Genomic DNA, 24,464 nt, shown 5'->3' on the forward strand with positions numbered 1-24,464 from the left:
ACGTTATTGACGTATCGCGTTTATGCATGGGAGGCTGGTGTCATGATCGACTCCTTCGCGAGTCGCGACACCGAGAGGCTCTGGCGGCGTCAGCGCGTGCGGGGAATCGATCCTCGGATTCATCGAGTGGCCTTGCGCAAACTGCGGCAGTTGGAGGCTGCTGTCAGCCTTGACGACCTGCGGATCCCTCCGGGTAATCGCTTGGAGGCTCTCCGTGGGGACCGCGCGGGCCAGCACAGTATCAGGATCAATGACCAGTGGCGCATCTGCTTCGTTTGGACCGCTGGTGGCGCCGAGGAGGTTGAGATCGTTGACTATCACTGATCCGCAGGACGTGATGCCTCCCATCCACCCGGGGGAGGTGCTCGCTGAGGACTTCCTCGAGGGGCTTGGGGTCACCCAGCACAGGCTGGCTGTGTCGATCGGAGTCCCGCCTCGTCGTATCAATGAGATCGTGCACGGGAAACGGGCCGTCACGGCGGACACCGCGCTCCGCCTGAGCCGATACTTCGGCACCTCGGCGGAGTTCTGGCTCAACCTTCAGTCAAAGTACGAACTCGACCTCGCCGAGGATCGGATGGCGGGGCAGTTGGACGCTATCGCCCCTCTTCAGGTGGCCTGATCCGCTCCAGGTTGCGGCGGAAGAGCGCCAGGTGCGGGTGCGCGGCGTCGAGCACAGCCTCGGCGTCGCGCACCAGTGCGTCGTACAAGGACAGTGCCCGCGCCTCATCCCCGGCCGCCTCACAGGCCCGAGCGAGGTTGTTGCGGGCCGACAGCGCATCCGGGTGCGCGCGGCCCAGCAGCCTCGCGGCGTCGTCGACAATCCGCTCGTAGAGCCCCACCGCGCGACGGGCCTCGCCCGCGTCCGCGCAAGCGCTCGCCAGGGCGCCGCGCGCTGTGAGCGCCTGGAGCGCGTCGGGGCCGAGCAGCCGCTCCGCGCCCGCGACCACCTGCTCGAGCAGCGCCACGGCCGACGCCGGATCACCCGCCGCGCGGTAGGCCCGCGCCAAGTGGAAACGCGCGCCCAACACCCGGTGATCCTCCGGGCCCAGGGCGCCGGCCAGATCAGCGACGGCGCCCGCGAGCGCCGTCGCTTCCCGCGGGCGGCCAGCCGTCGTCGCATCGCGCAACGCGCCGATGAGGGCGGAGGCGTCCCCGCCGTTCTCATCAGGTGCAGGCTTCCTCGCATCCTCGGGCAGTTGGGCGCTCACGGCTGATCCCCTTCCTTCCCGCGATGATGAGAGATCAGGATGAATGGTACCGTTGTTCCGTACCACTACTCAGGAGTGTGTGATGTCGATCAGTGCTAGCGAGGCCCGTCGGACCCTGTTCCCGCTCATCGAGCGGATCAACGCCGACCGCGACGCCGTCGAGATCGTCTCCCGGCACGGCAACGCGGTGCTCATGCCCGCCGAGGAGTACTCCGCCTGGCAGGAGACCGCCTATCTCTTCCGCTCGCCTGAGAACGCCCGCCGGCTCCTGGACTCCTACGTGCGAGCCCGCGCGGGGCGGGTCGAAGAGCACCAGCTCGACTTCTCTGACTGAGGCGCTGCGATGAGGCTCGTCTGGGACCCCTCGGCCTGGGAGGACTACTGCGCCTGGCAGAAGGCGGATCGGCGCGTCCTGAAGCGGATCAACACACTGATTCAGGCCTGTCTTCGCGAGCCCTTCACCGGGATCGGCAAGCCTGAGCAGTTGAAGTACGGCGCTCCAGGGGCCTGGTCGCGCCGCATCACGGACGAGCACAGACTTGTCTACCTCGTCGACGGCGATGACCTCGTCATCCTCCAGGCCCGCTATCGCTACTGAGCTGGACGCCGCGGGCGCCCTGGCTGGCCGCCGCCCCCGGCGCCACCCAGGCCCTCAGCCGAAGTAGTCGCGCATCATCTCCGCCAGGTTGGTGCCGTAGCCGGGGTCGGTCGCCCAGCCGACGCGGGCCGGGTTCTCCTGGATCCCCAGGTGCTGCACGTACGGAGCGGCGCCCTTGCGCACGTAGGAGAAGCGCGGGTCCACCACCGGGTAGGCGAGGGAGGGGGCGGAGGCCGAGGGGTCGGCGTAGGCGCGCAGGTGCTGCACCTGGGCGCGCAGGCCCGTCCTCACATCCGCGAAGGAGGCGCCACCCGCGCCGCCGCCCGTCGCCCCCAGTCCCCCGAAGTTGAACTGGCCGATCCGCACATCCCCGCCGAAGCGCAGCCAGGCGGTCTCCTTCATCACCTGGCAGAACAGCAGCTCGGGGCTCACGCCCTCGGCCGTCGCCTCGTCGTAGATGATCCCCGCGAAGGCCTCGATCGTGGGCGCGCCCCCAGTGCTGAGCGCCGATGACGGATAGGTCCGGCCGGAGGAGCGGTAGGCGCTCGCCATCGAGGAGATGAGCGCCTCCCGGCTCGACGACGGCGCCGCCAGCACCGGGGTCAGGTCCGCGTAGCCCAGCCGGTGGCCATCGCGCCGGAGTCGGTGAGGTAGTACCAGGTGGCGCCGTCGAGCAGCCAGCCGACCGTCCGCGTCCCATTGAGACCGAAGTGGTACCACCGACCGCTGCTCGCGACCCATCCGGTGGCCCCTGTGGGGGCCGCGGCGGCGGGAGGCGCGGCGATGGCCGCGGCAGCGGGGACGGCGACTCCGCCGAGCGCCGTGACGGCGAGGGCGAATGACGCGGCAGATGAGAGCGTGCGGGACGGCATGAAGCGCCTTTCAGGTCTGGGAGCACGAGCATGGGACAGATGTGACTCCAGGGATGGGTGAGACCCATTATGTCAATGGATTCCCGGCGCTCTCGGGCGGCCCGTGCCCTCGACGGCGTCGGCCCCCGCCTCGCTTGGACGAGACGGGGGCCGATATCGGTCGCGTGGAAGGGCCTACTGGTAGTAGGGGCCCTGCTGCTGGTACGGCGAGGGCCCTGCGCCCGGCTGCATCTGCGGGCCAGCGGCCGTGTAGCCACCGGGCTGGACCGCGCCCGGGTAGCCGCCGTAGCCGCCTGCGCCGCCGCCCGCTGCGACCCCGGCGGCGGGCCGGAGCTGCAGTCCAGCGACGATGAGCGCCGCTCCGCACGCGAGGAGCAGGAGGGCCGCGATGAGCAGGATGTACATGCCCACGCCGCTGCTGACCTCGATCGAGCCGCCGAGGCCGCCGTAGGCCCTCTTGGACTGCTTGATCTGCTTCTGGGCGTCGGAGATGTCCGAATTGGCGTTGAGCCAGGTGATGCCGTTCCAGATTCCGCCCAGGATCGTGACCGCCCCAGCGCCGATGACGACGGGGAACTTCCTCACGACCAGCGCGCCGATGCCCGCCGCGATCACCAGAAGGCTGGCGATGAGGATCTGCACGTCATAACTCTTGTCATCGACATCCCAGAAGTTGGAGGTCTCGCTGTGGGATCCGATCGTCGCGGAGATCGCGGGCAGGAAGGTCGCGATGATGGCGAGCAGCCCGATCACCGGAGCGGCGATGAGCACGATCGTGTGCCAGGTCGGGGAGGACCCTGTCGCGGCGCCGCCGGGCCCCGCCTGGGGGCGCGCCATGCCGTACTGGGCGGCCGCGCCCGGGAACTGCGGCTGCTGGTAGGCCTGCTGGTCGATCCACGCGGCGAGGTCGGGTGGGCAGGCGGGATGCTGCCGGACGTAGGCCCGCAGGTCAGGGCGATGCTGCGCGATCTGCGTCAGCGTCCCCGGATCGATGGCGGGATTTGCGAGATGTGCAGGTGTGCAGGACAAGGGGTCGATGGCCGTCATGCGAGCTCCTGGGAAGTGGTCGAGGTAGGAACACCGTAGCGGGGATGCAAGCGCGGCGCATGGGCCGGGCTACCCGCATGGGGTGCGAGGCGCGGGGTGAAAACTACTCCTCGTAGCCGCCGGGGGCGGGCGAGGGCTGGGTGACCAGGCCCGTCCGCGTGTCCGGTTCCTCCTCCCGCATGGTGAAGGCGAGGTGGAGGACTGAGATGAGCAGGAGGACGACGCCGCAGATCGCCAGGAGGATCGCGCCAGCGCCGACAGAGGCTCCTGTGGCGCCCTGAAGATCCGGCGCGCTCCCGCTGAAACGGATGATGTTCCGGAATCCGTCGCTGATCGCCAGGAGGGCGGACGCCGCTCCCGCGATCCCCGTGAGGATGAGGCGCGACCGCCCCGGGGTGATGATCGCGGCGAGGCCGATGCCGGTGGCGATGACGAAGACCGCCAGGAGCATGAGCGCTTCCTGGAGGCCGTCGCCATTCCAGTAGTTGAAGGACCAGGTGCCGGTATCGAAGGTGATCGTGACGATCGGCAGGAAGGTCGAGACGAGGCACAGGACGGTGAGGAGCGGCACGGCGTAGAGCAGGAGTCGGCGCCAGAGAGCGGCGGTCCCGTCGTCGGCGCGCGCGAGGAGGGTGGCGTCCGCGGGCTGTTCCATCGCCGAGGGAACAGCGGATGCGGGGATGAGGGGCTCGGGGGATGGGCGGGCGGTGCTGCCCCCGATGGGACCGGCGCTGTGGCTCGACGGCGCACCGTCGTGGGCGGGGGCACTCGGCATCGCGGTCGCAGGGGCCGCCTGCGCCGCGGGGGACGCTGGCTGAGACGGGGCGAGGCCCGTGGGGGCGGTCATGCCGGGAACCACGGTGATGACCTCAGGGGCGGAGGAGGGCGGGATGATCTCGGGGGCGGAGCGCGCCGAGCGAGTGGAACGAGCTGGGACGACGGCGGCCGCTGGCGAGGCGACATTGCCGACGGGCGTTGCTGTGTCATCCGCCGAGACGGGGGAGGCCAGGGCTGCGGGCCTGCCCCGAGAGGGCAGCTCGGTGGGCTCGAAGTCGCTGGCCGGCGCTGGCGAGGCGGTGGTCGTGATGGCGTCGTTGATCGGTGTGATGGACGCCGTGGTCGCCGACGCCGACACGGATCCGGGGCCCGACGCCGACCGCGATCCCGGGCCTGAGGCCGATGCGGTGGAGGGGCTCGCGGACTCGGATGCGGCGCCGTCGTCCGATGCGGCTCGGCGCGCGCCCGACCGCTCGGGCGCATCCGACTCCTGGAGCGCGGCGCGCTGCTCGATCCACACAGCGAGTTCCGGGTAGCAGGCGGGGTGCTTGCGCACCAGCGGGTGCATGTCCGGGCGGAACTGGGCGATCCGGGCGAGGTCCATCTGGGTGATCGCAGGGTTCGCGAGGTCGGCAGGGGTGCACGACATCGGATCAAGGACGGTCATGAGATCTCCTGTAGGGGTCCTCCACTGAGGCCACGGTACCGTGTCCCCTGCCGCTGATAACAGTTCCGCCTCTCACAGGCCACGTATGCCCAAGAAGGCCCTATCGCGCGGATGCCAGGGGTCCGTCGGCCCGCGCGCCCGGCCCCGGGCGGGCCCCATCCTGGCCCTCAACCGAGCCAAGCACCGCTGGACGAGAACGTGTGCGTGGTCCCGTTGATCGTCACCCTGCCGGTGGCCATGGCCCCGGAGTCGGTGAGGTAGTACCAGGTTCCTGAGAGGTTGAGCCAGCGACCCGCCAGCATCGCGCCCGAGCCATCGAGGTAGTACCAGGTGCTCCCATCCTTCAGCCATCCGGTGGCCATGGCGCCGGAGAGGCCCACGTAGTACCAAGCGCCGCCCGAGCGGATCCAGGCGCTGGCGGACATCGCCCCGGAACTCCCGATGTAGTACCACGAGCCGCCGCTGGCGACCCAGCGATGGGCGGCCATCCTCCCCGAGCCGGGCTCGAGGTAGTACCAGGTGGCGCCGTCGCGGACCCACTCGGTCAGCATCGCGCCATCCGCGCCGAGGTAGTACCACGCGCCCGCGTCGTTGAGCCAGCGACCCGCCAGCATCGCGCCGTCGGGGCCGAGGTAGTACCAGGCCCCACGCCACTTCACCCAGCCGCCTTCAGTGGCGTAGGGGCTGTTGTCGAACCAGTAGTAGTTCTCGCCGATCCAGCGCCAGCCGCTCTGCGGGACGGCGACGCCATGCTTGTAGGCGGCCACGCGGGGGCTGGCGGATGGGCGGACGCGGTACACGAGCCCATCGCTCGTGGGGTCGACGTCGGCCAGGTGGACGCCGTCGTCGGCGAGGGTGACGACGATGCTGTTGTGCCCGGAGACGCGGACCTCATCGGCCGGGTACCACCGGGTGCCGAGTCGGTCCAGGATGCGCTGGGTGGCGGGCGCCAGCGTCGAGAAGCGCCCGGTCTGGAAGGCGATCTCGGGGCGCAGCGTGGTCAGGTAGCCCTCGCTGTTGGAGGAGATGGACCCATGGTGGCCGAGCTTGAGGACGTCGACGTCGCCGATCTGCGGTGCCAGGCGGTCCTCGTCGCCGTAGAAGTTCTCGATGTCCGAGGCCAGGAACGCCGAGTGGTCGTGAGCCGTGACTTTGACACCCCAGGCGCTCTCGTTGGCGTCGTAGATATAGGGCGGCTGCTTGTAGGACTCGTCGTAGTTGACGATCTCAATGCGCATATCCCCGAAATCGAAGGTGGGGGAGGCAGTGGTGGGGGCCTCGGGCGCGGGGGTCACGGGGGCGCCGGGGACCAGGTGCTGGATGAGCGCGGAGCCGTGCTCGGCCGTGGCCTTGTTGGCCGCCGCGATCATCTGGTCGTAGACGTATTGGTTGTCCCACAGGTTGCGCGCGCTCGTGATCCAGGCGTCGGAGTACTCGGGGGTGTAGATGCGCTTCGGGTGGTACCTCTCGATGACGGTGTCGGCGGTGCCGATGTGGTCCGAATGCGCGTGGGTCCCGACGTAGAACTCGAGGTTGGTGTCGTTGACGCCGAGCTGATCGAGGTAGGCCCACATGGCGTCCTCGTTCGGGGCTCCCTGGATCACCCCCGGGCGCAGTGGGTAGCGGGGGTCGCTCCCATCCGGGTAGTCCTTGTCCTCGCCGGAGTCCACGAGGGCGAAGCGCCCATTGCTCTCCAGCACGATGACGTCGGAGTCCGTGAAGGCCATGATGTGGATCGACTCGTCGGCGGCGGTGGCGCTAGCAGGGGCGGTGGAGGCGTCGGCGGTGGGCGTGGGAGGAGTGGGGGCGGCGAGCGCGGGGGCGGCGGCTGCGCCGAGTGCGGCCAGCGCGGTGGTGGCCGCGGTCAGGATCGGTGCGAGGACGCGGAGGGCCGGTCGCGAGACGCGCTCGTGGCGCGCGCGATGCCAGCCCTCCCTCGTGGGGGAAAGGGGCATGGGGGTGTATCAGTCTCTCGGGAGGCTCTGCCCTGCCTGGGGAAGGGCTGTTGAGCACGAGCGGTGAAGCGCCTAGGACCCTGATCTGGGGGGCGCTATGCCGAGTGAGAGTACCGCGTGGGCTCGACCTGACCGAGAGATAGGCCAGCAATGACGCCGAAATGCGACAAGGGGAGCGAGGCCCGGCTCGGCGTGTGGCGCCCGCGACGGCGGGTGTGGCGGCGGCGCCGCGCGTCGAGTTCGTACCTTTGTCGTCGAACTGGTGGGTAAGGGTACGAAGTCGACGTGGAAAGGACGAACTCGACGTATTCGGCGTGTGGGAGGTTGGCGCCGGAGCCGCGCCGCTCAGCCCTGGTACGGCGGCTGTGTGCCGTAACCGGGCTGCTGGTAGGGCGCTGGCTGCGCGCCGTACTGGCCCGGCTGGCCCGGGGCGCTGGCGTCGGGCATCCCGTAGCCGCCGGCCAGCATGACGGGCGCGGTCGCCGTCGGCTTCGTCACGGCGCCGATGATGATCTGCAGGATTCCCCCGATGATGAGGAACAACCCGGCGAAGGCCAGCAGGTAGGTGCCGATTCCGGGATCCGTCTCGATGAAACCGCGGAGGTCAAGATCGTCATCGCTGTAATTCCCCAGGTTCCCGAAGCCGTCGATCGTTCCGAAGATCCCGGCGATCGCGCTGATGGCGCCCGTGGTGATGAGCAGCGGGCGCAGCCGCCGGACGGCAGCGGCGACGCCGAGGCCCGTCGCGACGAGGAAGAGGATGAGTAGGAGGATGGCCTCGCCCTTCGCGTCCACCGAGTCGCTCCAGTAGTTGGCGGAGTGGGACTCGTCGCCGATGGTGACGGTGGCGACGGGCAGGAACGTCGAGATGAGCCCGAGGAGGGCGAGGACCGGGACCGCGTAGAGCACGATCTGGTGCCATGAGGCTGGGGAGGGGCTCGCGGCGGGCGCGCCACCGGGATAGGCGCTGGCGGTGTAGGGCGCCTGCGCGGGGGTGTAGGCCCCGGAGTCCTGCGGGAGGTCGGGGGATGGTCTGGGAACGCTCATGAGAATCTCCGATGAGGGGAGGAGGGAAGAGGGGGGAGGTCCAGAATACCGCCGTCCTGCGCCTCCAAGGCGCCGCCCCATGCCGCTCGCGATGCTCACCGCGCCGCTGGGATCCATTCCAGGTGCTCAGGGGACTCCGCTTAGGCTGGCGCTATGACGAACTCGACGCCCTCCGGGCCCATCGATGGGATCCTCGCAGCCGCCGCCGCGGAGCCCCCAGCGGATGCCGCCCTGGGCGCTGCCTCCGCCGACCCCGCTCTTGCCGCGGCCCTGGCCCATGGGCGCCTCGTGCTCTGGCAGGCCGACCCCCGTGACACCCACCGTGTCGCCCAGCTCCTGGCGCTGCGCGGCATCACGGCCCAGGAGGCCCTTGAGGCGGCCCCCGGGATGATCGACACGATTCCCCTGCTCGTCCTGGCCTCCCTGGAGGACCCCGACCATCCCGATGACGTCGACGCCGCGCTGTCCGTGGCGCTCGCGGGCGCGTTCATGCTGCCCGCGGACACTGAGGAGGGGCGGGAGGCCGCCTGGATGGTCACCGGCCTCATCATCGACCCCGCTGCCAAGACCCGCCCCATCGGCCGCGACCTCCTCATGGGCCTGGCTGAGGCGGTCGACGCCATCGACCCCGGCGCCCCTCTGTGGGCCTTCGTCGAGGCGAGCGAGCACGCCGTCGTCGCCAGTCACCTCGCCGCGGGCTTCACGAGGGTGGGGCAGCTCCCCCATTACGCCGGCATCACCTTCCCCACCGGCGACGGCGTCCTGCTCCTCCACGAGGCCGCGGACCCCTCTGCGGCGGAGGCGGGGGCAGAGGCGAAGGGGCCCGGCGGCGCGGCCTGAGCCACCCCACCGGGCCCTGACCCACCGGGCTCTGCTGCGCCGTCGGCGCTCTTGGTCAGCGGCTGACCGGCCGAGGGTCGGACAGGCGCACGGCATCGCGCGGGACGGTGTACTCCACTCCCGGGTAGCGCCCGAACTGCTCCTCGGCGGCCGCCTGCGGCCGGGTGGCGTCCATGAAGGCGAGGACCTGCCCCGGCGTCGGCCACGCCCCACTGCCCTCGCGGCCCACAGGGCTGATCGGCCCGGCGAGGATCCCCTGTTTCGGGCGGACCATGAGCCTGCCCGGCCGGCTGCGGTCCCGCAGGGCATGGGAGCGCCAGGTCAGCACCGGGTGGCTCGTCCGCCAGGCGGCGATGTGGAGCCAGAAGCCCCGCTCCGTCACGGCGCGGTCCGCCATGGCGTGGAAGTTCACCTGCGCCCCGAGGTACTTCCCGGCGGCGAGCAGCCCCATGGTGCCGGGCGCCCCCTGCGGAGCGCCCGCGTAGCCGTGGTTATCCGCCGTGTACTCCTGGGCGCGGCTGAGCGCCGAGCCGATGAGAGGGAACTGCATGCCGAGCGTCGTGATGGCCAGGCGCAGGAAGGAGACATGGCCGGCGGCCAGGTGCCCCACCTCGTGATTGATGACGAAGCGCAGCGCCTCCGGGTCCCGCGCCGAGCCTCCCACCTCGAACAGGTCGGAGTAGACGACGACGTAGCGGCGGAACCCGTGACCAGCGGCGAAGGCGTTGATCTTCCCGTTGCCGAGCACGACATAGGCGTCCGGCACGCGCCGCAGCCCGAAGTTGTGCGCGGCCTCGACCACCATCCGGTACCCCTCGGGGAACTGGGTGAAGCTCATCTGCACCCCCTGCGCGCGCTGCTGCGCGTACAGGACGGCGCGCACCACCCACAGGACGATCGGGATGATGGGCACGAGGAGGAGGTACTGGCCGATGGTGCTCATGACGAGCGAGCGGAATCCCGCCTCGGCGCCGGAGGGGTTGGGGACCGCGATCAGCCATGCGATGAGGCCGAACCACGAGGCGTAGGCGCCCAGGGTCAGCAAGCCGCAGACCGCCATGAGCGGGAGCTCCTTGGGGTGGCGCAGCGCGCGGATCCCGAACCATCCGTGGATGGTCGCCCCGTTGAACAGGGTGGGCGGCTCCACCGGCGGCTGGGCCACCTGGGGGGCCTGGGCGGCGGCGATCATGCCGGTCGGGGCGCTCGTCGCCGTGCCCTCGGGGGCGCTGGCCGGCGCCGCGCCCGGCATGGGGCTCTGGGAAGGCTGCCCATCAAGGGGCGCGCCGGAGGCCGCCCCGGGGAAGAACTGGTCTGTCATACGCAGCACCGTAATGGGCGCCCCTATGCGGGGCGGTCGTCCTGGCGGCGGATACGCCGATGGCGCACTTCCGGCTGGGGGAGGGAGGAGGACGAGGAATGGCGCAGTCGCAGCGCAAAGAAGGAGTTGTGCTCTCCGCCACCATGCTCCCGCCGTAGCGGTGTCGACGGCGGCGCGCGAGAATCCTGCCCATGAACGACTACCGAGCCGAGCCCCTGAGCCCGCGGTCCGACGGCGTCACGGATGTCTTCCCGAACGCCGCCGTGAGCGAAGCGGTAGGCGATGAGGCCGCCGACGCCGTCGCCACCGATGTCTTCTCCGGCTACGAGGGGATCGAGGGCTATGGCAGCTTCGGCGCCCAGGGCACCAGTGGGGCCGATGCCGCTCCGGGCGCCGCTGCCACGCCCGCTGAGGCGCCGCTCGCCCAGACGATGGCCCTGCCCCGCGACGCCGTCCTGGCCGAGATGGTCGGCTATCCCGCCCCTGCGGCGCCAATGTCCCCGGCGTCCCAGGCCCCCACCGAGACCGCCTACCTGCCACCCGTCGCCCCCCTGGCCCCGGCCTACCAGGCCCAGCCGACTCCCACCCCCTACTCCCAGCCCCAGGCGCCCGCGATGCCCTTCCAGCCCATGCCGCGGATGGCGCCCGCGGGGCCGCCCATGGGGGCCCCCGCCCCGCAGCGCCCCCAGCCCCTCCCTCCCCGCCCCGGGCCCGCCTGGTACGCGGTCATGCTCGCCTGGATCTGGCGGGCCGCCATCGCGGGGCTCGCCGGGTACGGGCTCTGGCTCCAGCTCGAGCCCGCCATCCGAGCGGATGACGTCGTCGGCGGTCACGCCCTCGTCCTCCAGCAGCTCCGCTTCTTCACCACTCTGAGCAACGCCGTCGTGCTCGTGGCCGTGGCGGGCGCCCTCCTCGAGCCGCTCGTGGGCCGCACGGGCGCCTTCAGCCTGGGGCTGCGCGCGCTCGGCCAGTGGGTGCGCGGGCTGGCGGTCGTCATGTCGGTGTTCACCGGGCTCGTCTTCGGCTTCCTCATGGAGGGGAGCCTCGAGAAGCCCATCAGCTGGATCCCCCATGTGGCGCTTCCCGCGGCCATGGGGATCGACTGGATCCTCGTGGGCCGCAACCAGAACCTCCTGCGTTTCTCCACGCCGGTGACCTGGACGATGACTCTCCTTCCCTACATCCTCCTGTACATGTGGGACGCGCGCCAGGCCGGCCGCGCCATGTACGAGTTCCTCGACCCTGAGAAGGACGACTGGCTGACCTGGATGGGCTCGCTCGTCGGCGGGTTCTTCGTCCTGGCGCTCGTGGTGTGGATCCTGGGGCGGATCCGCGGCGCCATCGTCTCCGCGGGCGAGCGCGGCCAGGCCCAGGCCGCCGCCTACGCGCAGGCCGGGGGCCGCTGGTGAGTGCCGAGGCCCCGGACGGGCGCCACTCCATCACCGGGCACCCGGACCACGACATCCCATGGGCGATGCAGATCGCCGTGCGCTATGACAAGGTCGACCCGCCGCGCGCCATCGACGTCGCCGAGGCCGCTGCCCGCGCCGTCGTCCACCTCCTGGCCGACCCCCGCAGCGCCCCCGGCGGGCCCTGGGCGCACGACGTCGACTACTGGCGCGACGGGCGCATCCGCAAACTCGTGCGCCGCGCCCGCGGCAAGCGCTGGGAGGAGGTCCAGGAGCTCCCCGGCCTCACGGTGGAGCAGGAGGGGCCGCTGGGCTGGGGGCGCGCCGCCGCGCGGGCCTTCGTTCCCGGACCCGTGCGCCCCCTGCCGGCGCCCCTGGCCAAGACCCAGGTGGAGGGCACACATTTCCCCGACGGCGCCGCGCTCCCGCCCCCGCCCGCCGCCATCACCGCCGCCATCGAGAAGGACCCCGCCAGCGCGGCGGACAGGATCGCGCTCGGCGCCCGATCGTCGTCGAGCGGTGCGCTCGTGACCGTCGAGGTGACGCCGCTGCACGAGATGACCTCTGGGAAGCTCTGCGCCCAGGCCGCCCACGCGGCACAGCTCGCCTGGGAGAGCCCGGCCATGCCCGAGGGGCTCCGCGCGGCGTGGGCGGCCGACGACTACCGGGTGCGCATCGAGTACCCCGATCGCGAGGCTTGGCAGGTGGCGAGTAGGCCGGTGAGCGTCGTCGACGCCGGATTCACCGAGCTCGACGGCCCCACGGAGACCACGCGCGCCCGCTGGTGAGCAGCGGGCGCGCGGACGATGGGTGAGGCGGGCCGGGCGGTAGGGCCCTGTCCGGCGGCGCGGGGCTGGCCTCCCACCAGCCCTGTGCCTCAGGCCGCCGTAGGGGCCTTGTCCCTGGCGGAGTCGCGGAACACCCACAGGCGCACGAACACGTACAGGTACAGGCCCTCGCAGCACGCGGAGATCACCCGGGCGACCTGGGCGTTGACCCCGAACCAGTGCAGGAGGCTGGACAGCCCCAGGATGAAGATGACGTACTGGCTGGCCAGCCCCAGGAAGTAGCGGCTGCCCTGCAGCGCCAGGTGCTCATGGGACTGGAAGTTGAGCCAGCGGTTGAGCAGCAGTGAGTACAGGCCCGCGACGGCGTACCCGACGGTCACGGCCACCGGGTAGAACCAGTGGAGGTGGTCGTAGAAGATCGTCAGGCAGATCATGTCGAGCACGAAGGCGGAGCCGTTGATGACCGCGTAGCCGATGAAGGTCTCCGGGATGAAGCGGCGCAGGCGCGCCGGGAGGGCGCGGTGGACGGCGCCGGTGAAGGCGGCGAAGCGCTCGGGCGCGCTGGAGGCGCGAGACGCGGGTGCCGCGACGGCCTCGTCGGCCGCTGTGCCGCTGAGGGCACCGGTCGCCCCAGGCGCGGCGCCCCGCTCATCGGTCAGTACAGCGGTCTCGGGCCTCGTGCTCGACATCCCGGTCCTTCCTCGCTCTCGTCCACGGCGGGCCAGCCATGGCTCGCACCACCCGTCATGCGGCCCAAGTCTTGCCCAGTCCCGGGCCGCCGGCCAAGTCCTCAAGGCGGATAGCCGGTCCCACCCCCTCCCCCTGAGGGATGAGGCGCCTGGGCGCTGGCCGCCATCGGTGGGAGGATGCGGGCATGGCCGAGACAGCAGCGACACCCTCGACACCAGCAGCCCCGCGCCCCGCCGGCGAGCCGCGCGCCGCCCGCCCCGCCAGCGCGCGCGATGTCCTCCACGACGCCGACGCCTACGCCCGCGCGCTCATGGACTACGTGGTCGCCTCCCCGAGCTCCTACCACGCCGCCGCCGAGGCCGCGCGACGACTGGACGCCGTCGGATTCACCGCCGTCGACGAGATCTCCCCCTGGGGGATCGCCACGCCCCAGCGCGGCTACACCATCCGCGACGGCGCCATCGCCGCCTGGGTCCTTCCCGAGGCGGCCCGCGACGGCAGCGCCTTCCGGATCGTCGGATCCCACACCGACTCCCCGGCCCTCAAGCTCAAGCCCTCCGCCCAGGCCACCCGCGACGGCTTCGCCCTCATCGGCGCCGAGGTCTACGGCGGGCCCCTGCTCAACTCCTTCCTCGACCGCGAGCTCGGCCTGGCCGGCCGCCTCGTCACGCGCGACGGCGCCAGCCACCTCGTGCGCACCGGCCCCATCGCCCGTGTCGCGCAGGTCGCTCCGCACCTCGACCGCAGCGTCAACGACTCCCTCCACCTCGACCGCCAGGCCCATCTCGCCCCCATCTGGGGGCTGACCGGCCAGGCCGGGGAGACGGGGGAAGCAGGGGCGCCCGCTGCCCCGGCCGACGTCGAGGCCTACCTGTGCGAGACCGCCGGGATCGACGTCGGCGAGCTCGCCGGGCACGACATCCTCACCTACCCCACCGAGGCCCCCGCCCGATTCGGGCGCCACGCGGAGTTCATCGCCTCCTCCCGGCTCGACAACCTCAGCTCCGTGGCCGCCTCGCTCGCCGCACTGGAGTCCCTGTGCGGAGGCAGCGGGAAGCGCGCGGCCACCAGCGCGGGGGCGGCGACGGGCGACGTCGTCGTCCTCATCGCCAACGACCATGAGGAGGTCGGCTCCGGCACCCGCTCCGGCGCCGCCGGGCCCTTCCTCGAGCAGGTCCTGCGGCGCCTGGCCGGGGCGCTGACCATCACCGGTGACGCCTACGAGGCGATGCTCGCTCGCTCCACCTGCATCAGCGCCGACGCCGCCCACTCGCTCCACCCCAACTACGGGCAGCTCCACGACCCCGTCGTGCGACCCGTCCTCGGTGACGGCCCCGTCCTCAAGATCAACGCCCAGCAGCGCTACGCCACCGACGCGGTCGGCGAGGCGCTGTGGGAGAGGGCCTGCGCGGCCGCGGGCGCGCCCCACCAGGTCTTCGTGTCCAACAACGCCGTGCCCTGCGGGACGACCATCGGGCCCATCACCGCCCAGCGGCTCGGGATCACCACCGTGGACGTCGGCCAGCCGATCCTGTCCATGCACTCCCAGCGGGAGATGTGCGCCGTGGCCGACGGCCCCTGGCTCGCCCAGGCGCTCGCCGCCTACTGGGCCGGGGCATGAGCGGCGCCTCCTCCGGTTCTCCCGTGCGCACCGCCGGGGTCCGGTCCGGCGATCCCTGCCCCTGCGCGAGCGGCGCGCTGTTTGGCGCGTGCTGTGAGCCCATCCATGACGGCGCCCCCGCCCCCACCGCCGAGGCGCTTATGCGCTCGCGGTACTCGGCCTTCGTCGTCGGTGATGAGGACCACCTCTTCCGCACCTGGCACCCGCGCACCCGCCCGCCCGGGCCGTACTGCCATCTCGGCACGGCCTGGCTGGGCCTGCGGATCGTGGAGACGGTCGGCGGGGGAGAGGACGACGAGACCGGCATCGTGGAGTTCGTGGCCCGCTACCGGGCCTGGGACGGGCGCGGCGGGGTCGTGGAGGACGAGCTGGCCGAGCGCAGCCGCTTCATCCGCCGCGCCGGCCGCTGGCTCTACGAGACCGCCCTCTGAGACCGCCCTCTGACCCGCGTCCCTCGCCGAGACCGGGCGAACAGCACGGCGAAACCGGGCGAACAGCACGGCGAGACCGGTTCTGCGGTGTCGCAGCAGGGCGGTCGAGACCGGTAGAGGCCAGCCCCGCCAGCGGGGCAGGGAGCCTCAGCGCCAGGCGCCCCGCCAGTATTGGATCGGCAGCCCCGCCTCGCGCCAGCCGTTGACGCCGAGCTCATGGGCCCAGCGCACCGGCAGATAGGGGTCCCGCAGGGCCGGGCGCCCCACGGCGATCGCGTCGGCATCGCCCGCGGTCAGGATCGCCTCGGCCTGCTCCGCTGACTCGATGACCCCCACGGTGGCGACGACGACGCCCGCGCCCGGCCCGCCGTCGGCCGCCGAAGCGGCGAGAGCGGCGCGCGCCTGGGCAGCGCAGGGCACCTGGTAGCCCGGGCCCACCGGGACTTTGGCCGGGACGTTCCCACCGGTCGAGACGTGGATGGCGTCGACGCCGGCCGCCGCGAGCTCGAGCGCGAAGGCCGCGGTCTCCTCCCCGGTGAGGCCCCCGTCGGCCCAGTCGGTGGCCGACAGGCGGATGCCGAGCGCCCGCGGGGCAGAGCCAGCGCCGTCCCGCCCCGCACTGCCCCTTCCGGCACTGCCCCGCTCGGCGTCGTCGATGGCGCGGCGCACGGCGGCGACCACCTGCAGCGGGAAGCGGCGGCGCCCCTCCTCATCGCCCCCGAAGGCGTCGGCGCGCGTGTTGGACAGCGGCGAGAGGAACTGGTGGATGAGGTAGCCGTGCGCGCCATGGATCTCGATGAGGTCGTACCCGGCGTGGATCGCCCGCCGAGCGGCCTGCCCGAACGCCTCCACAAGGCGCGCGATCCCGGCCTCGTCGAGCTCTCGCGGCACCGCGTGGCCCTCGCTCGGGTAGGGGATCGCGCTGGGGGCCACGAGATCCCAGCCCTCGAGCGTCCCCGCGCGGGCGCCCTTCACATCCGGCCGCCACGGGAGCGTGCCCGCCTTGCGGCCACCGTGCCCGAGCTGCACCCCGGCCAGCGCCCCGCCGTCGTGAATCGCCTTGACGATGCGGCGATGCCCCTCGACCTGCGCGTCATCCCAGAGGCCCAGGTCGAACTCGGACAGGCGCCCCTCGGGGCTCACGGCCGTGGCCTCGACGATGACCGTGCCGAACCCGCCGACGGCGCGCGTGCCGTAGTGCAGCACGTGCCAGTCGGTGGCGACGCCGTCGCGCGCCTCGACGCTGTACATGCACATGGGCGGCAGCCACAGGCGGTTGCGGGCGGTCAGCGGGCCGATCTGGAGGGGCGTGAGGAGCGCTGGAGCAGTCATGGGACGACGCTACGACCATCCGAGGCCGATGCACAGGGGTAGGCCGGGGGGTGCTCACGGTCTCGTGGGCGGGGACCAGGAACGGCGGGGCGGATCGCCGCCCGGGGCCGAGGCGGACCGGTCTCGCCGTGCTGTTCGCCCGGTTTCGCCGTGTTGTTCGCCCGGTCTCGATGGGGGAGGGCGGGAGGGGTAGCGTGGCGCCGTGACCTCGCGCAACCAGCAGCCCGGCTACTACCCCTACGGGCACCCCCTGCACGCTCCCGCGCCCGTGGCCGCGCGGATCGACGACGTCGCCCTCGTCTTCGAGGGGGGCGGCATGCGCGGCGCCTACACCGGGGCCCTCGTGCGCGCCCTGCTGGAGGAGGGCCTGGAGTTCGGCTGGGTCGGCGGCATCAGCGCCGGCGGCACCAACGCCGTCAACATGGTCACCCGCGACACCTGGCGCGCCCGCGAGGCCTACCTCGGCATGCCACTGCTCGGCGACGCCGGCGGCTGGGGCAGCTTCGCCCGCGGCCGCGGCTACTTCAACTCCGACCGCATCTACCACCACACCTCCGCCGAGGATGAGGAGATGCCCGTCGACTGGCCCGCCCTCGAGGCCTCCGACGTCGAGCTCGTCCTGGGCGCCTTCCGCTGCGACACCGGCGAGCAGGTCTACTTCCACCGCTCCGACATGCCGACCCCCGCCGAGCTCCTCCTGCGCGCCCAGGCCTCGGCCTCGATGCCGCTTCTCATGCCCGTGGTGGAGATCGACGGCGCCCCCTACCTCGACGGCGCCCTCGGCCCCGGTGGAGGCTTCGCCGTCGACGCCGCGCTCGCCGACGGGTATGAGCGCCTCCTCGTCATCTCCACCCGCCCCGCCGGCTACCGCAAGCCCGAGGAGAAGCGCCCGGAGGTCTACCGCCGACTCCTGCGCCAGTACCCGGCGGCCGCCGAGGCGCTCATCGAGCGCCCCCGCCACTACAACACCACCCTGGAGGACCTGGAGCGGCGCTGCGCCGAGGGCAGCGCCTACCTCTACTGCCCCGACCGCATGGACATCGCCAACGGCGAGCTGCGCTACGACCGCCTCACCACCGCCTTCGAGGCCGGTCTAGCGCAGGCGAAGCGGGAGATGCCCGCGATCAAGGCGTTCCTCGGGCTCTGAGCCGTTCCCGCGCGGGCCCGCGCGGAGGCCTCCTCCGGGCTGCGCCTCAGTTGCCTCGGGTACGTCACGCATCGTGCGCGTCTCAGTGCGGGCGAGCGACCCTGTAGCGCTCGATCCGCTCGCCGTCGAACCCGAAGGGCAGGATCGCGGGGACGGGCGCGCCTCCGTCGAGAGCCGCGGCGAGGCGCGCCAGGATCGTTCGCTCATGCGGCGGGACCCGCTCGGGCAGGTCGGCCAGGGAGAACCACTCCAGGCCCGCGCACTTCGCGCTCTCCATGATCCGCGGCTCGCCGGCCCAGGCGCGCGCGGTGAAGAAGAAGTCGACGCGCTGCTCCAGCGCCGCCCCGCCGACGTCGTTCGAGCGGTGCAGCGTCGTCAGCGGCTCGATCCGGTCCGGGTCGACGACGATGCCGACCTCCTCGGCCGCCTCGCGCGCGGCCGTGGCAGTGACGGGCTCGCCGTCGTCCACATGCCCGGCGACGCCGCAGGCCCAGTACCCGTCCATGTAACCGGTGCTCTGCCGCAACTGCAGGAGCACCCGCGTCCGGCGCGACGGCGCCGCCTCGCCGGCCTCCTCCCGCATGAGGAGGAGATAGGCCGCGGGGATGAGGGCGAAGGGCTGAACAGGCGAGGCGGGCGGGGGTACAGTCATGGAATGACCATAAACGAAACGCCCGATGCGGGTTCGGGTCAGGTCCCCCCTGAGCCCGGGGGAGTGCGCGCGGACCAGGAATGGATCGTCGCCGACGACGGACGCCGCCTCGCCCTGCGCGTCTGGGCGCCCGCGGACGGATCGCGGGCCAGTGCGGGAGGCGAGCCACCCGCCGAGGGAGGCTCGCCGTCGCCCCGGCCTCGCGCCGTCATCCAGCTCGTCCACGGCATGGGCGAGCACACCGCGCGCTACGACGCCTTCGCCCGCCGCGCCGTCGCCGCTGGCTACGCCGTCGTGGCCGACGACCACCGCGGGCACGGCCTGACCATCGCCTCACCGGAGGAGAGCGGCCACACCGCCGACGCCGACGGCGCCGAGAGGATCCTCGCCGACCTCGCCCAGGTCCGGGGCTGGATCGCTCACGCCTTCCCCGGCCTCCCCGTCATCCTCATGGGCCACTCCTGGGGCTCCATCCTGGCGCGGGTCCTCGCCCCCCGCCTCGGCGCGGGCCCCGGGGCGGATCCCGCCACCGCCATCACCGGTCTCATCCTCGTGGGCACCGCCGGAAGCGCCGGGATCCTCGCGGTCATCGGCCCGGCCCTCACCCGCGCCCTGTGCCGCGCCCGCGGGCCGCGCCGGCGCCAGAAGCTGCTCGACACCCTCGTGCAGGGCCCCTACAGCAAGCCCTTCGCCCCGACCCGTACCCGCTACGACTGGCTCAGCCGGGACGAGGCGATCGTCGACGCCTTCGTGGCCGACCCTCTGTGCGGATTCGACTACACCAACGCCTTCTACCGCGACCTCGTCGACCTCGTGCGCAAGGCCTCCAGCCGAGCCGTCTTCGCCTCCACCCCGGTGGGGCTGCCGATCCTCCTTCTCTCCGGGGGGCAGGACCCGGTCGGCGCGATGGGCAAGGGGCCGCGCTGGGTGAAGCAGCGCTACGCCAGGGCCGGGGTGAACCCCCTCGGCCTGCGCCTCTACCCGGGCGCGCGCCATGAGGCGCTCAACGAGACCAACCGCGATGAGGTCATCGGCGACGTCCTGGAGTGGATCGCGCGCCTCGTCTGAGCCCTGCTTGGCCGTGCCCGGAGGGGGTCGACGGCGCCCGGCCGCCTCCCAGGAGCGCCCGGCCACGGGCGCCACGGCGCGGCGCCGCCCAGGCCCGCGCGCTGCCCTCCTTGCTCGGCGTCGTTTTGTGGGATCCGTACAAGAGCGCGTGGGGCGAGCCTGCGTGGGTCCGGGGTATCCCGCGCGGGGAGAGCCCGCATACCGTGGTCCCATGATCCAGAAGACCCCGTCAGCGACGTCCACGGCTCGCGCCACGACCGCCGCGCCCACCTCTCGCCTGGCCCTGGCCGCGCGCGAGACCGCCCTCATCGGCCTCGGTACTGTGGCCCTCGCCCTCATCGGCCAGATCTCGCTCCCGCTGCCCTTCACCCCGGTCCCGGTGACCCTGGGGTCCCTCGCCGCCCTCGGCGTCGGCGCGGTTCTCGGCAGCCGCCGGGGCATCGCCTCCTCCCTCCTGCTCGCCGCGCTGGCCGCCGTCGGCGCCCCCGTCCTCGCCGGCTGGAGCAGCGGTGTGACCGCCTCCTTCGGCTACGTCCTCGGCTACGCCCTGGCCGCGGGGCTCGCCGGCCGCGTCGCCCGCTCGGGCGCCAGCCTGCCCGTTCGCTTCGCCCTCATGCTCCTCGCCTCGAGCTCTGTGTTCGTCCCCGGCGTCATCTGGCTCAAGATCGCCCTCGGGGTCGGCTGGAGCAAGGCCATCGCCCTGGGCCTGACCCCCTTCCTCATCGGCGATGTCCTCAAGACCGCCTTCATGACGGTGGTGACCACCAAGCGCCGCTGAGCGCGCGCTATCGCTTTCGCGGCCGGCCCGGGCGATCGCCCGGGCCGGCCGCGCGCGTCGCGTTGGGAGGCCGGGCTCGCGTCGCGCCGGGGAGGGCCGGGGCGCGGGGTGGCGAGGGCTGGCGAGGGCGGATCGCGCGCGAGGTGACGCGCTGTGCCTTCCGGCCCACGATTCCTCCCGGCGGGGGCCCTATCGTTTCGGCATGAGCGCCGACCTGTCCGTCCTCGACCCTGTCCCCCTGTCCCGTGGACGCGACCGGGGCGCCGCCGTCGCCGAGATGGTCGAGCTCGCGCGCGTGGCCGATAGCGCCGGATACGCCCGCTACTGGATCACCGAGTACCACGCCTCGCCCCTCTACCTGTCCTCGGCGACCCCGATCCTCCTGGGCCAGGTCCTCGCCGCCACGCGGCGGATCGGCGCGGCCAGCTGCTCGATGCTCCCCAACCACCCGCCCCTCGTCGTCGCCGAGCAGTTCGGGACCCTGGCCACGCTCTACCCCGGCCGGGTCGGGATCGGGCTGGGGCGCGCGCCCGGAACGGATACGAGGACGGCGGCGGCCCTGCGCAGGGGCTCGGCGGACCCCGCCGCGTTCACATCGAGCATCACCGAGACCCTGGAGTACCTGGGGCACTGCGAGCCGGGCGGGCCCGAGCGCGGGGTTCGGGCGGTCCCGGGGGAGGGGACCCGGCCCCCGGTCTGGGTGCTCGGCTCGTCCGTCAATGGCGCGAGGGTCGCGGGCGCGCTCGGCCTGCCCTTCGTCGTCGCCTCGCATTTCGCGCCCTCGCAGGCCGAGGCGGCCGTGGCCACCTACCGATCGGTCTTCGACGCCTCCGCCCCCACGGCCACCATCGAGGCGCCGCGCGTGGCAGCGGCGGTGAACGCCGCCGTCGCGCCCAGCGAGGAGGAGGCGCGCCGCCTCTTCTCGACGGCGATGGCCTCCGCGGCGCGGGTCGTCTCCGGGGCGGCGGGCCCGCTGGAGCCGCCGCTGGAGGACCCGGAGGGCTGGCGGGCGCTGGCGGCTGGGAGGGACGGTGTCGTCGAGGAAGTGATGCGCCTGTCCTCCGTGGGGGAGCCCGACGCCGTGGCAGCCGATCTGCGCGAGCTCGAGGAGCGCTGGGGCCTGGAGGAGATCCTCGTCCTGTCGGATATCCACGACGCCGCCGCCCGCCACCGCTCCTACGAGCTCCTCGCCTCCGCCTGGCACTCCTGACCCACTCATCCCCCTCCCCTATGAACGAGACCGGGCGAACAGCACCGCGAGATTCGGAATTGCCGCGTGGTTTCGGATCTCGCGGTGCTGTTCGCCCGGTCTCGCCGTGCTGATCGCCCGGTCTCGGCGAGGGGTGAGGGGGTGGGCACTATGGGGCAGGATGAGGGCATGCCCACGGTCATCGTCCGCTCCCGATTCGGGCGCGTCCTCACCCTCCTCGTTGCCGGGCTCGGGGCCGCGCTCGCGGTGACGATCGGCGTCCACGACGGCGCCCGGCACTTCCTCATCGCCCTGGCCTGCGCGCTCGCCGCGACGGCGGCCGCGTACGCCCTGTGGTGGCAGCCCGAGCTGCGCCTCGACGTCCGCGGCCTGACCGCGCGCAACCTCCTGGTCACCCACCGCGTCGGCTGGGGCGCCTACCAGCGCTGCGGTGGCCGCTGGGGCCTGGAGATCATCACTGACGACGGCGCCCGCGTCCCCGTCTCCGCAGCGCCCCGCCAGGGTGGCCTCTCCATCGGCATCAACCGGCAGATCGAGCGCTCGCGCGCCGCCGTCGGGGATGGCCTGGAGGAAGGCCCGAAGGGGGGAAGGGGAACGACTGGCGCGCCCGAGGAGCTCCTCCCGGGCATCGGGGCGCGCGCCAGATCGGGCGAGGAGGGCCGCCCCATCGTGGTCGCCCTGCCCGCCGAGCGCGCCGCCGCTCTCATCGAGGCCTACCGCGCCCGGCTCGGGGGCGCCACGCTGACCACCGGCACCCGCACCGGCACCGGCACTGAGCCTGGCACTGCGCCCGGCGCTGAGACCCCTCCAACCGCCGCTGCCCTCTCGCGCGAGCGCAGCGCCCAGCGCAATCCCGGGGCGGTCGCTGTGATATCTGTCGCTGCTCTCGCCGTCGTCGTGGCTGGGACGCTGGTCCTGCTCTAGGGCCGTGAGCGGTAGCACAGGAACGGTGTCACCCTCGCCATGGCGCGCTGGGCGGGCTCGCGACTAGCCTTGGCCCGCTGTGCGCCTCGCGCGGCGTCGGATCGGATGCCGCGTCCTCCCCGGGCGCTCCCCAGACGGAAGAAGAACCCACCTATGACCGTGCGCCAGGACTTGCGCAACGTCGCCATCGTCGCCCACGTCGACCATGGCAAGACCACCCTCGTCGACGGCATGCTCTGGGAGGCGGGCGCGTTCGGCGCCCGTGCCACGCAGGAGAACACCGCTGAGCGGGTCATGGACTCCGGGGAGCTCGAGCGCGAGAAGGGCATCACGATCCTCGCGAAGAACACGGCCGTCCACTACGCGGGCCCCGCCGCGATCGACGCCGGCCTCGAGGACGGCATCACCATCAACGTCATCGACACCCCCGGCCACGCCGATTTCGGCGGCGAGGTGGAGCGCGGCCTGTCGATGGTCGACGGCGTCGTCCTCCTCGTGGACGCCTCCGAGGGGCCCCTGCCGCAGACCCGCTTCGTGCTGCGCAAGGCCCTGGCCGCGAGCCTTCCGGTCATCCTCGTGGTCAACAAGGTGGACCGCCCCGACTCGCGCCTCGACGAGGTCGTCTCGGAGTCCACCGACCTGCTGCTCTCGCTGGCCTCGGACTTGGCGGACGAGCACCCGGACATCGACCTCGACGCCGTCCTCGACGTCCCCGTCATCTACGCCTCCGCGAAGGCCCGCCGCGCGGACACCGTCCAGCCGGCCGACGGCGAGCTGCCGGCCAACGAGGACCTCGAGCCCCTCTTCCGCACCATCATCGAGCGGATCCCCGGCCCGTCCTACGACGAGGGCGCCCCGCTCCAGGCCCACGTCACCAACCTGGACGCCTCCCCGTTCCTGGGCCGCCTGGCGCTCCTGCGCATCCACAACGGCACCCTGCGCAAGGGCCAGGCCGTTGCCTGGGCCCGCCATGACGGCACCGTGGCCAACGCCCGCATCTCCGAGTTGCTGGTCACCGAGGGGCTGGACCGCAAGCCCGCCGAAGAGGCCCACGCGGGCGACATCGTCGCCATCGCGGGCATCGAGGACATCACCATCGGCGAGTCCCTCGTCGATCCCGAGGATCCCCGCCCGCTGCCCCTCATCACCGTGGACGACCCCGCCATCTCCATGACCATCGGGATCAACACCTCCCCGATGGCCGGGCGGACCAAGGGCGCGAAGGTGACCGCCCGCCAGGTCAAGGACCGCCTCGACCGCGAGCTCATCGGCAACGTCTCCCTGCGCGTCCTTCCCACCACTCGCCCCGACGCCTGGGAGGTCCAGGGGCGCGGCGAGCTCGCCCTGGCGATCCTCGTCGAGCAGATGCGCCGCGAGGGCTTCGAGCTCACCGTCGGCAAGCCCCAGGTGGTCACCCGCACCATCGATGGCAAGCGCCACGAGCCGGTGGAGCGCATGACGATCGACGTCCCCGAGGAGCACCTGGGCGCCGTCACCCAGCTCATGGCCGCACGCAAGGGCCGCATGGAGACGATGACCAACCACGGCACGGGCTGGATCCGCATGGAGTTCCTCGTGCCCGCGCGCGGCCTCATCGGCTTCCGCAGCCAGTTCCTCACCGACACCCGCGGCACGGGCATCGCCTCCTCCATCGCCGAGGGCTACGAGCCCTGGGCCGGCACGATCGTCTCGCGCACCACGGGCTCCCTCGTCTCGGACCGCGCGGGCGCGGTGACCGCCTACGCCCTCATCCGCCTGCAGGACCGCGGCACCTTCTTCGTCGAGCCGACCCAGGAGACCTACGAGGGCCAGGTCGTCGGGGAGAACCCCCGCAACGAGGACATGGACGTCAACGTCGTGCGCGAGAAGCAGCAGACCAACATGCGCTCCTCGACCGCCGACTCCTTCGAGGGGCTCGTTCCGCCCCGCAAGCTCACGCTCGAGGAGGCCCTCGAGTTCGCAGCCGACGACGAGTGCGTGGAGGTCACCCCTGAGGCCGTGCGCATCCGCAAGGTGATTCTTGATTCCCAGGAGCGGTTCAAGGAGGCGGCCCGCCGCCGTCGTTCCCAGTCCTGAAGCCGC

24 protein-coding genes and 1 pseudogene are annotated in these 24,464 nt (G+C 72.4%); 15 read left to right on the forward strand and 10 right to left on the reverse strand.

What is annotated here, in order from left to right:
- On the forward strand, positions 1-324 hold a 324-nt coding region (locus A1QA_RS0110815; protein ID WP_279625150.1), incomplete at its 5' end, for a type II toxin-antitoxin system RelE/ParE family toxin.
- 13 nt (positions 325-337) lie between these two features.
- Positions 338-622, forward strand: coding sequence for a HigA family addiction module antitoxin (locus A1QA_RS0110820; RefSeq protein ID WP_154652390.1), 285 nt, complete (start codon positions 338-340; stop codon positions 620-622).
- On the opposite strand, the gene A1QA_RS14475 is transcribed toward A1QA_RS0110820, so the two are convergent.
- Positions 597-1,211 (reverse strand): tetratricopeptide repeat protein, encoded by a 615-nt coding sequence (locus A1QA_RS14475; protein WP_017178925.1) that lies wholly within the window; start codon positions 1,209-1,211, stop codon positions 597-599. The genes A1QA_RS0110820 and A1QA_RS14475 overlap by 26 nt on opposite strands.
- 82 nt (positions 1,212-1,293) lie before the next feature.
- Between A1QA_RS14475 and A1QA_RS0110830 the strand changes: the two genes are divergently transcribed.
- Both A1QA_RS0110830 and A1QA_RS0110835 read left to right on the forward strand, forming a co-directional pair.
- On the forward strand, positions 1,294-1,545 hold the full coding sequence (locus A1QA_RS0110830; protein ID WP_017178926.1) for a type II toxin-antitoxin system Phd/YefM family antitoxin: 252 nt from the start codon (positions 1,294-1,296) through the stop codon (positions 1,543-1,545).
- A gap of 9 nt (positions 1,546-1,554) precedes the next feature.
- Complete coding sequence (locus A1QA_RS0110835; protein WP_017178927.1) at positions 1,555-1,809, forward strand: Txe/YoeB family addiction module toxin; 255 nt, start codon at positions 1,555-1,557, stop codon at positions 1,807-1,809.
- A 54-nt stretch (positions 1,810-1,863) separates the two neighbouring features.
- Here the strand turns inward: A1QA_RS0110835 and A1QA_RS16335 are convergent.
- The 5 genes and pseudogenes from A1QA_RS16335 to A1QA_RS16340 form a co-directional block, all read right to left on the reverse strand.
- Positions 1,864-2,555: pseudogene (locus A1QA_RS16335) on the reverse strand (glucosaminidase domain-containing protein); the annotation flags it as partial.
- 300 nt (positions 2,556-2,855) lie between these two features.
- Positions 2,856-3,728 carry a variant leucine-rich repeat-containing protein gene (locus A1QA_RS0110850; RefSeq protein WP_017178930.1) on the reverse strand — a complete coding sequence of 291 codons (873 nt, stop codon included), beginning with the start codon at positions 3,726-3,728 and terminating at the stop codon, positions 2,856-2,858.
- A gap of 103 nt (positions 3,729-3,831) precedes the next feature.
- Positions 3,832-5,172, reverse strand: a complete 1,341-nt coding sequence (locus A1QA_RS14485) for a variant leucine-rich repeat-containing protein (RefSeq protein ID WP_043508575.1) — start codon at positions 5,170-5,172, stop codon at positions 3,832-3,834.
- 167 nt (positions 5,173-5,339) lie between these two features.
- Positions 5,340-7,127, reverse strand: a complete 1,788-nt coding sequence (locus A1QA_RS14490; protein ID WP_017178931.1) for an MBL fold metallo-hydrolase — start codon at positions 7,125-7,127, stop codon at positions 5,340-5,342.
- A gap of 345 nt (positions 7,128-7,472) precedes the next feature.
- Entirely contained in the window at positions 7,473-8,174 is a 702-nt protein-coding gene (locus tag A1QA_RS16340; protein ID WP_017178932.1) for a hypothetical protein, read from the reverse strand.
- Positions 8,175-8,327: 153 nt separating this feature from the next.
- On the opposite strand from A1QA_RS16340, the gene A1QA_RS0110870 reads away from it, so the two are divergent.
- Entirely contained in the window at positions 8,328-9,014 is a 687-nt protein-coding gene (locus tag A1QA_RS0110870) for a hypothetical protein (protein WP_017178933.1), read from the forward strand.
- A 55-nt stretch (positions 9,015-9,069) separates the two neighbouring features.
- On the opposite strand, the gene A1QA_RS0110875 is transcribed toward A1QA_RS0110870, so the two are convergent.
- Positions 9,070-10,332: a M48 family metallopeptidase gene (locus A1QA_RS0110875; protein ID WP_341858234.1), complete on the reverse strand. Its 1,263-nt coding sequence runs from the start codon at positions 10,330-10,332 to the stop codon at positions 9,070-9,072.
- A gap of 191 nt (positions 10,333-10,523) precedes the next feature.
- On the opposite strand from A1QA_RS0110875, the gene A1QA_RS0110880 reads away from it, so the two are divergent.
- Both A1QA_RS0110880 and A1QA_RS0110885 read left to right on the forward strand, forming a co-directional pair.
- A complete protein-coding gene (locus tag A1QA_RS0110880) occupies positions 10,524-11,741 on the forward strand; it encodes a hypothetical protein (RefSeq protein ID WP_026048880.1) in 1,218 nt (405 codons plus the stop codon).
- Positions 11,742-11,806: 65 nt separating this feature from the next.
- Entirely contained in the window at positions 11,807-12,529 is a 723-nt protein-coding gene (locus A1QA_RS0110885; protein ID WP_026048881.1) for a hypothetical protein, read from the forward strand.
- Positions 12,530-12,618: 89 nt separating this feature from the next.
- On the opposite strand, the gene A1QA_RS0110890 is transcribed toward A1QA_RS0110885, so the two are convergent.
- Positions 12,619-13,218: a GtrA family protein gene (locus tag A1QA_RS0110890; protein ID WP_017178936.1), complete on the reverse strand. Its 600-nt coding sequence runs from the start codon at positions 13,216-13,218 to the stop codon at positions 12,619-12,621.
- A gap of 185 nt (positions 13,219-13,403) precedes the next feature.
- On the opposite strand from A1QA_RS0110890, the gene A1QA_RS0110895 reads away from it, so the two are divergent.
- Both A1QA_RS0110895 and A1QA_RS0110900 read left to right on the forward strand, forming a co-directional pair.
- Positions 13,404-14,840 carry a M18 family aminopeptidase gene (locus tag A1QA_RS0110895; RefSeq protein ID WP_017178937.1) on the forward strand — a complete coding sequence of 479 codons (1,437 nt, stop codon included), beginning with the start codon at positions 13,404-13,406 and terminating at the stop codon, positions 14,838-14,840.
- Positions 14,837-15,271 carry a YchJ family protein gene (locus A1QA_RS0110900; protein WP_026048882.1) on the forward strand — a complete coding sequence of 145 codons (435 nt, stop codon included), beginning with the start codon at positions 14,837-14,839 and terminating at the stop codon, positions 15,269-15,271. The genes A1QA_RS0110895 and A1QA_RS0110900 overlap by 4 nt, the downstream gene beginning before the upstream one ends.
- 147 nt (positions 15,272-15,418) lie before the next feature.
- Here A1QA_RS0110900 and A1QA_RS0110905 read toward each other — a convergent pair whose 3' ends face one another.
- Positions 15,419-16,603 (reverse strand): oxidoreductase, encoded by a 1,185-nt coding sequence (locus A1QA_RS0110905; RefSeq protein WP_017178939.1) that lies wholly within the window; start codon positions 16,601-16,603, stop codon positions 15,419-15,421.
- A 202-nt stretch (positions 16,604-16,805) separates the two neighbouring features.
- On the opposite strand from A1QA_RS0110905, the gene A1QA_RS0110910 reads away from it, so the two are divergent.
- Positions 16,806-17,750 (forward strand): patatin-like phospholipase family protein, encoded by a 945-nt coding sequence (locus tag A1QA_RS0110910; RefSeq protein ID WP_017178940.1) that lies wholly within the window; start codon positions 16,806-16,808, stop codon positions 17,748-17,750.
- 82 nt (positions 17,751-17,832) lie between these two features.
- Here the strand turns inward: A1QA_RS0110910 and A1QA_RS0110915 are convergent, their stop codons facing one another.
- Positions 17,833-18,402, reverse strand: coding sequence for an NUDIX domain-containing protein (locus tag A1QA_RS0110915; RefSeq protein ID WP_017178941.1), 570 nt, complete (start codon positions 18,400-18,402; stop codon positions 17,833-17,835).
- A gap of 3 nt (positions 18,403-18,405) precedes the next feature.
- On the opposite strand from A1QA_RS0110915, the gene A1QA_RS0110920 reads away from it, so the two are divergent.
- From A1QA_RS0110920 to typA, 5 genes are all read left to right on the forward strand, one after another.
- A complete protein-coding gene (locus tag A1QA_RS0110920; RefSeq protein WP_167320657.1) occupies positions 18,406-19,470 on the forward strand; it encodes an alpha/beta fold hydrolase in 1,065 nt (354 codons plus the stop codon).
- Between the two features lie 211 nt (positions 19,471-19,681).
- Positions 19,682-20,248, forward strand: coding sequence for a biotin transporter BioY (locus A1QA_RS0110925; protein ID WP_017178943.1), 567 nt, complete (start codon positions 19,682-19,684; stop codon positions 20,246-20,248).
- Positions 20,249-20,450: 202 nt separating this feature from the next.
- Entirely contained in the window at positions 20,451-21,458 is a 1,008-nt protein-coding gene (locus A1QA_RS0110930; protein WP_017178944.1) for an MsnO8 family LLM class oxidoreductase, read from the forward strand.
- Positions 21,459-21,626: 168 nt separating this feature from the next.
- Positions 21,627-22,382, forward strand: coding sequence for a hypothetical protein (locus tag A1QA_RS15100; RefSeq protein WP_017178945.1), 756 nt, complete (start codon positions 21,627-21,629; stop codon positions 22,380-22,382).
- 153 nt (positions 22,383-22,535) lie between these two features.
- A complete protein-coding gene (typA, locus tag A1QA_RS0110940; protein WP_017178946.1) occupies positions 22,536-24,458 on the forward strand; it encodes a translational GTPase TypA in 1,923 nt (640 codons plus the stop codon).
- The last annotated feature ends 6 nt before the right edge of the window (positions 24,459-24,464 follow it).

The sequence above is a fragment of the Actinomyces timonensis DSM 23838 genome (assembly GCF_000295095.1).
Classification (GTDB): Bacteria; Actinomycetota; Actinomycetes; order Actinomycetales; family Actinomycetaceae; genus Actinomyces; species Actinomyces timonensis.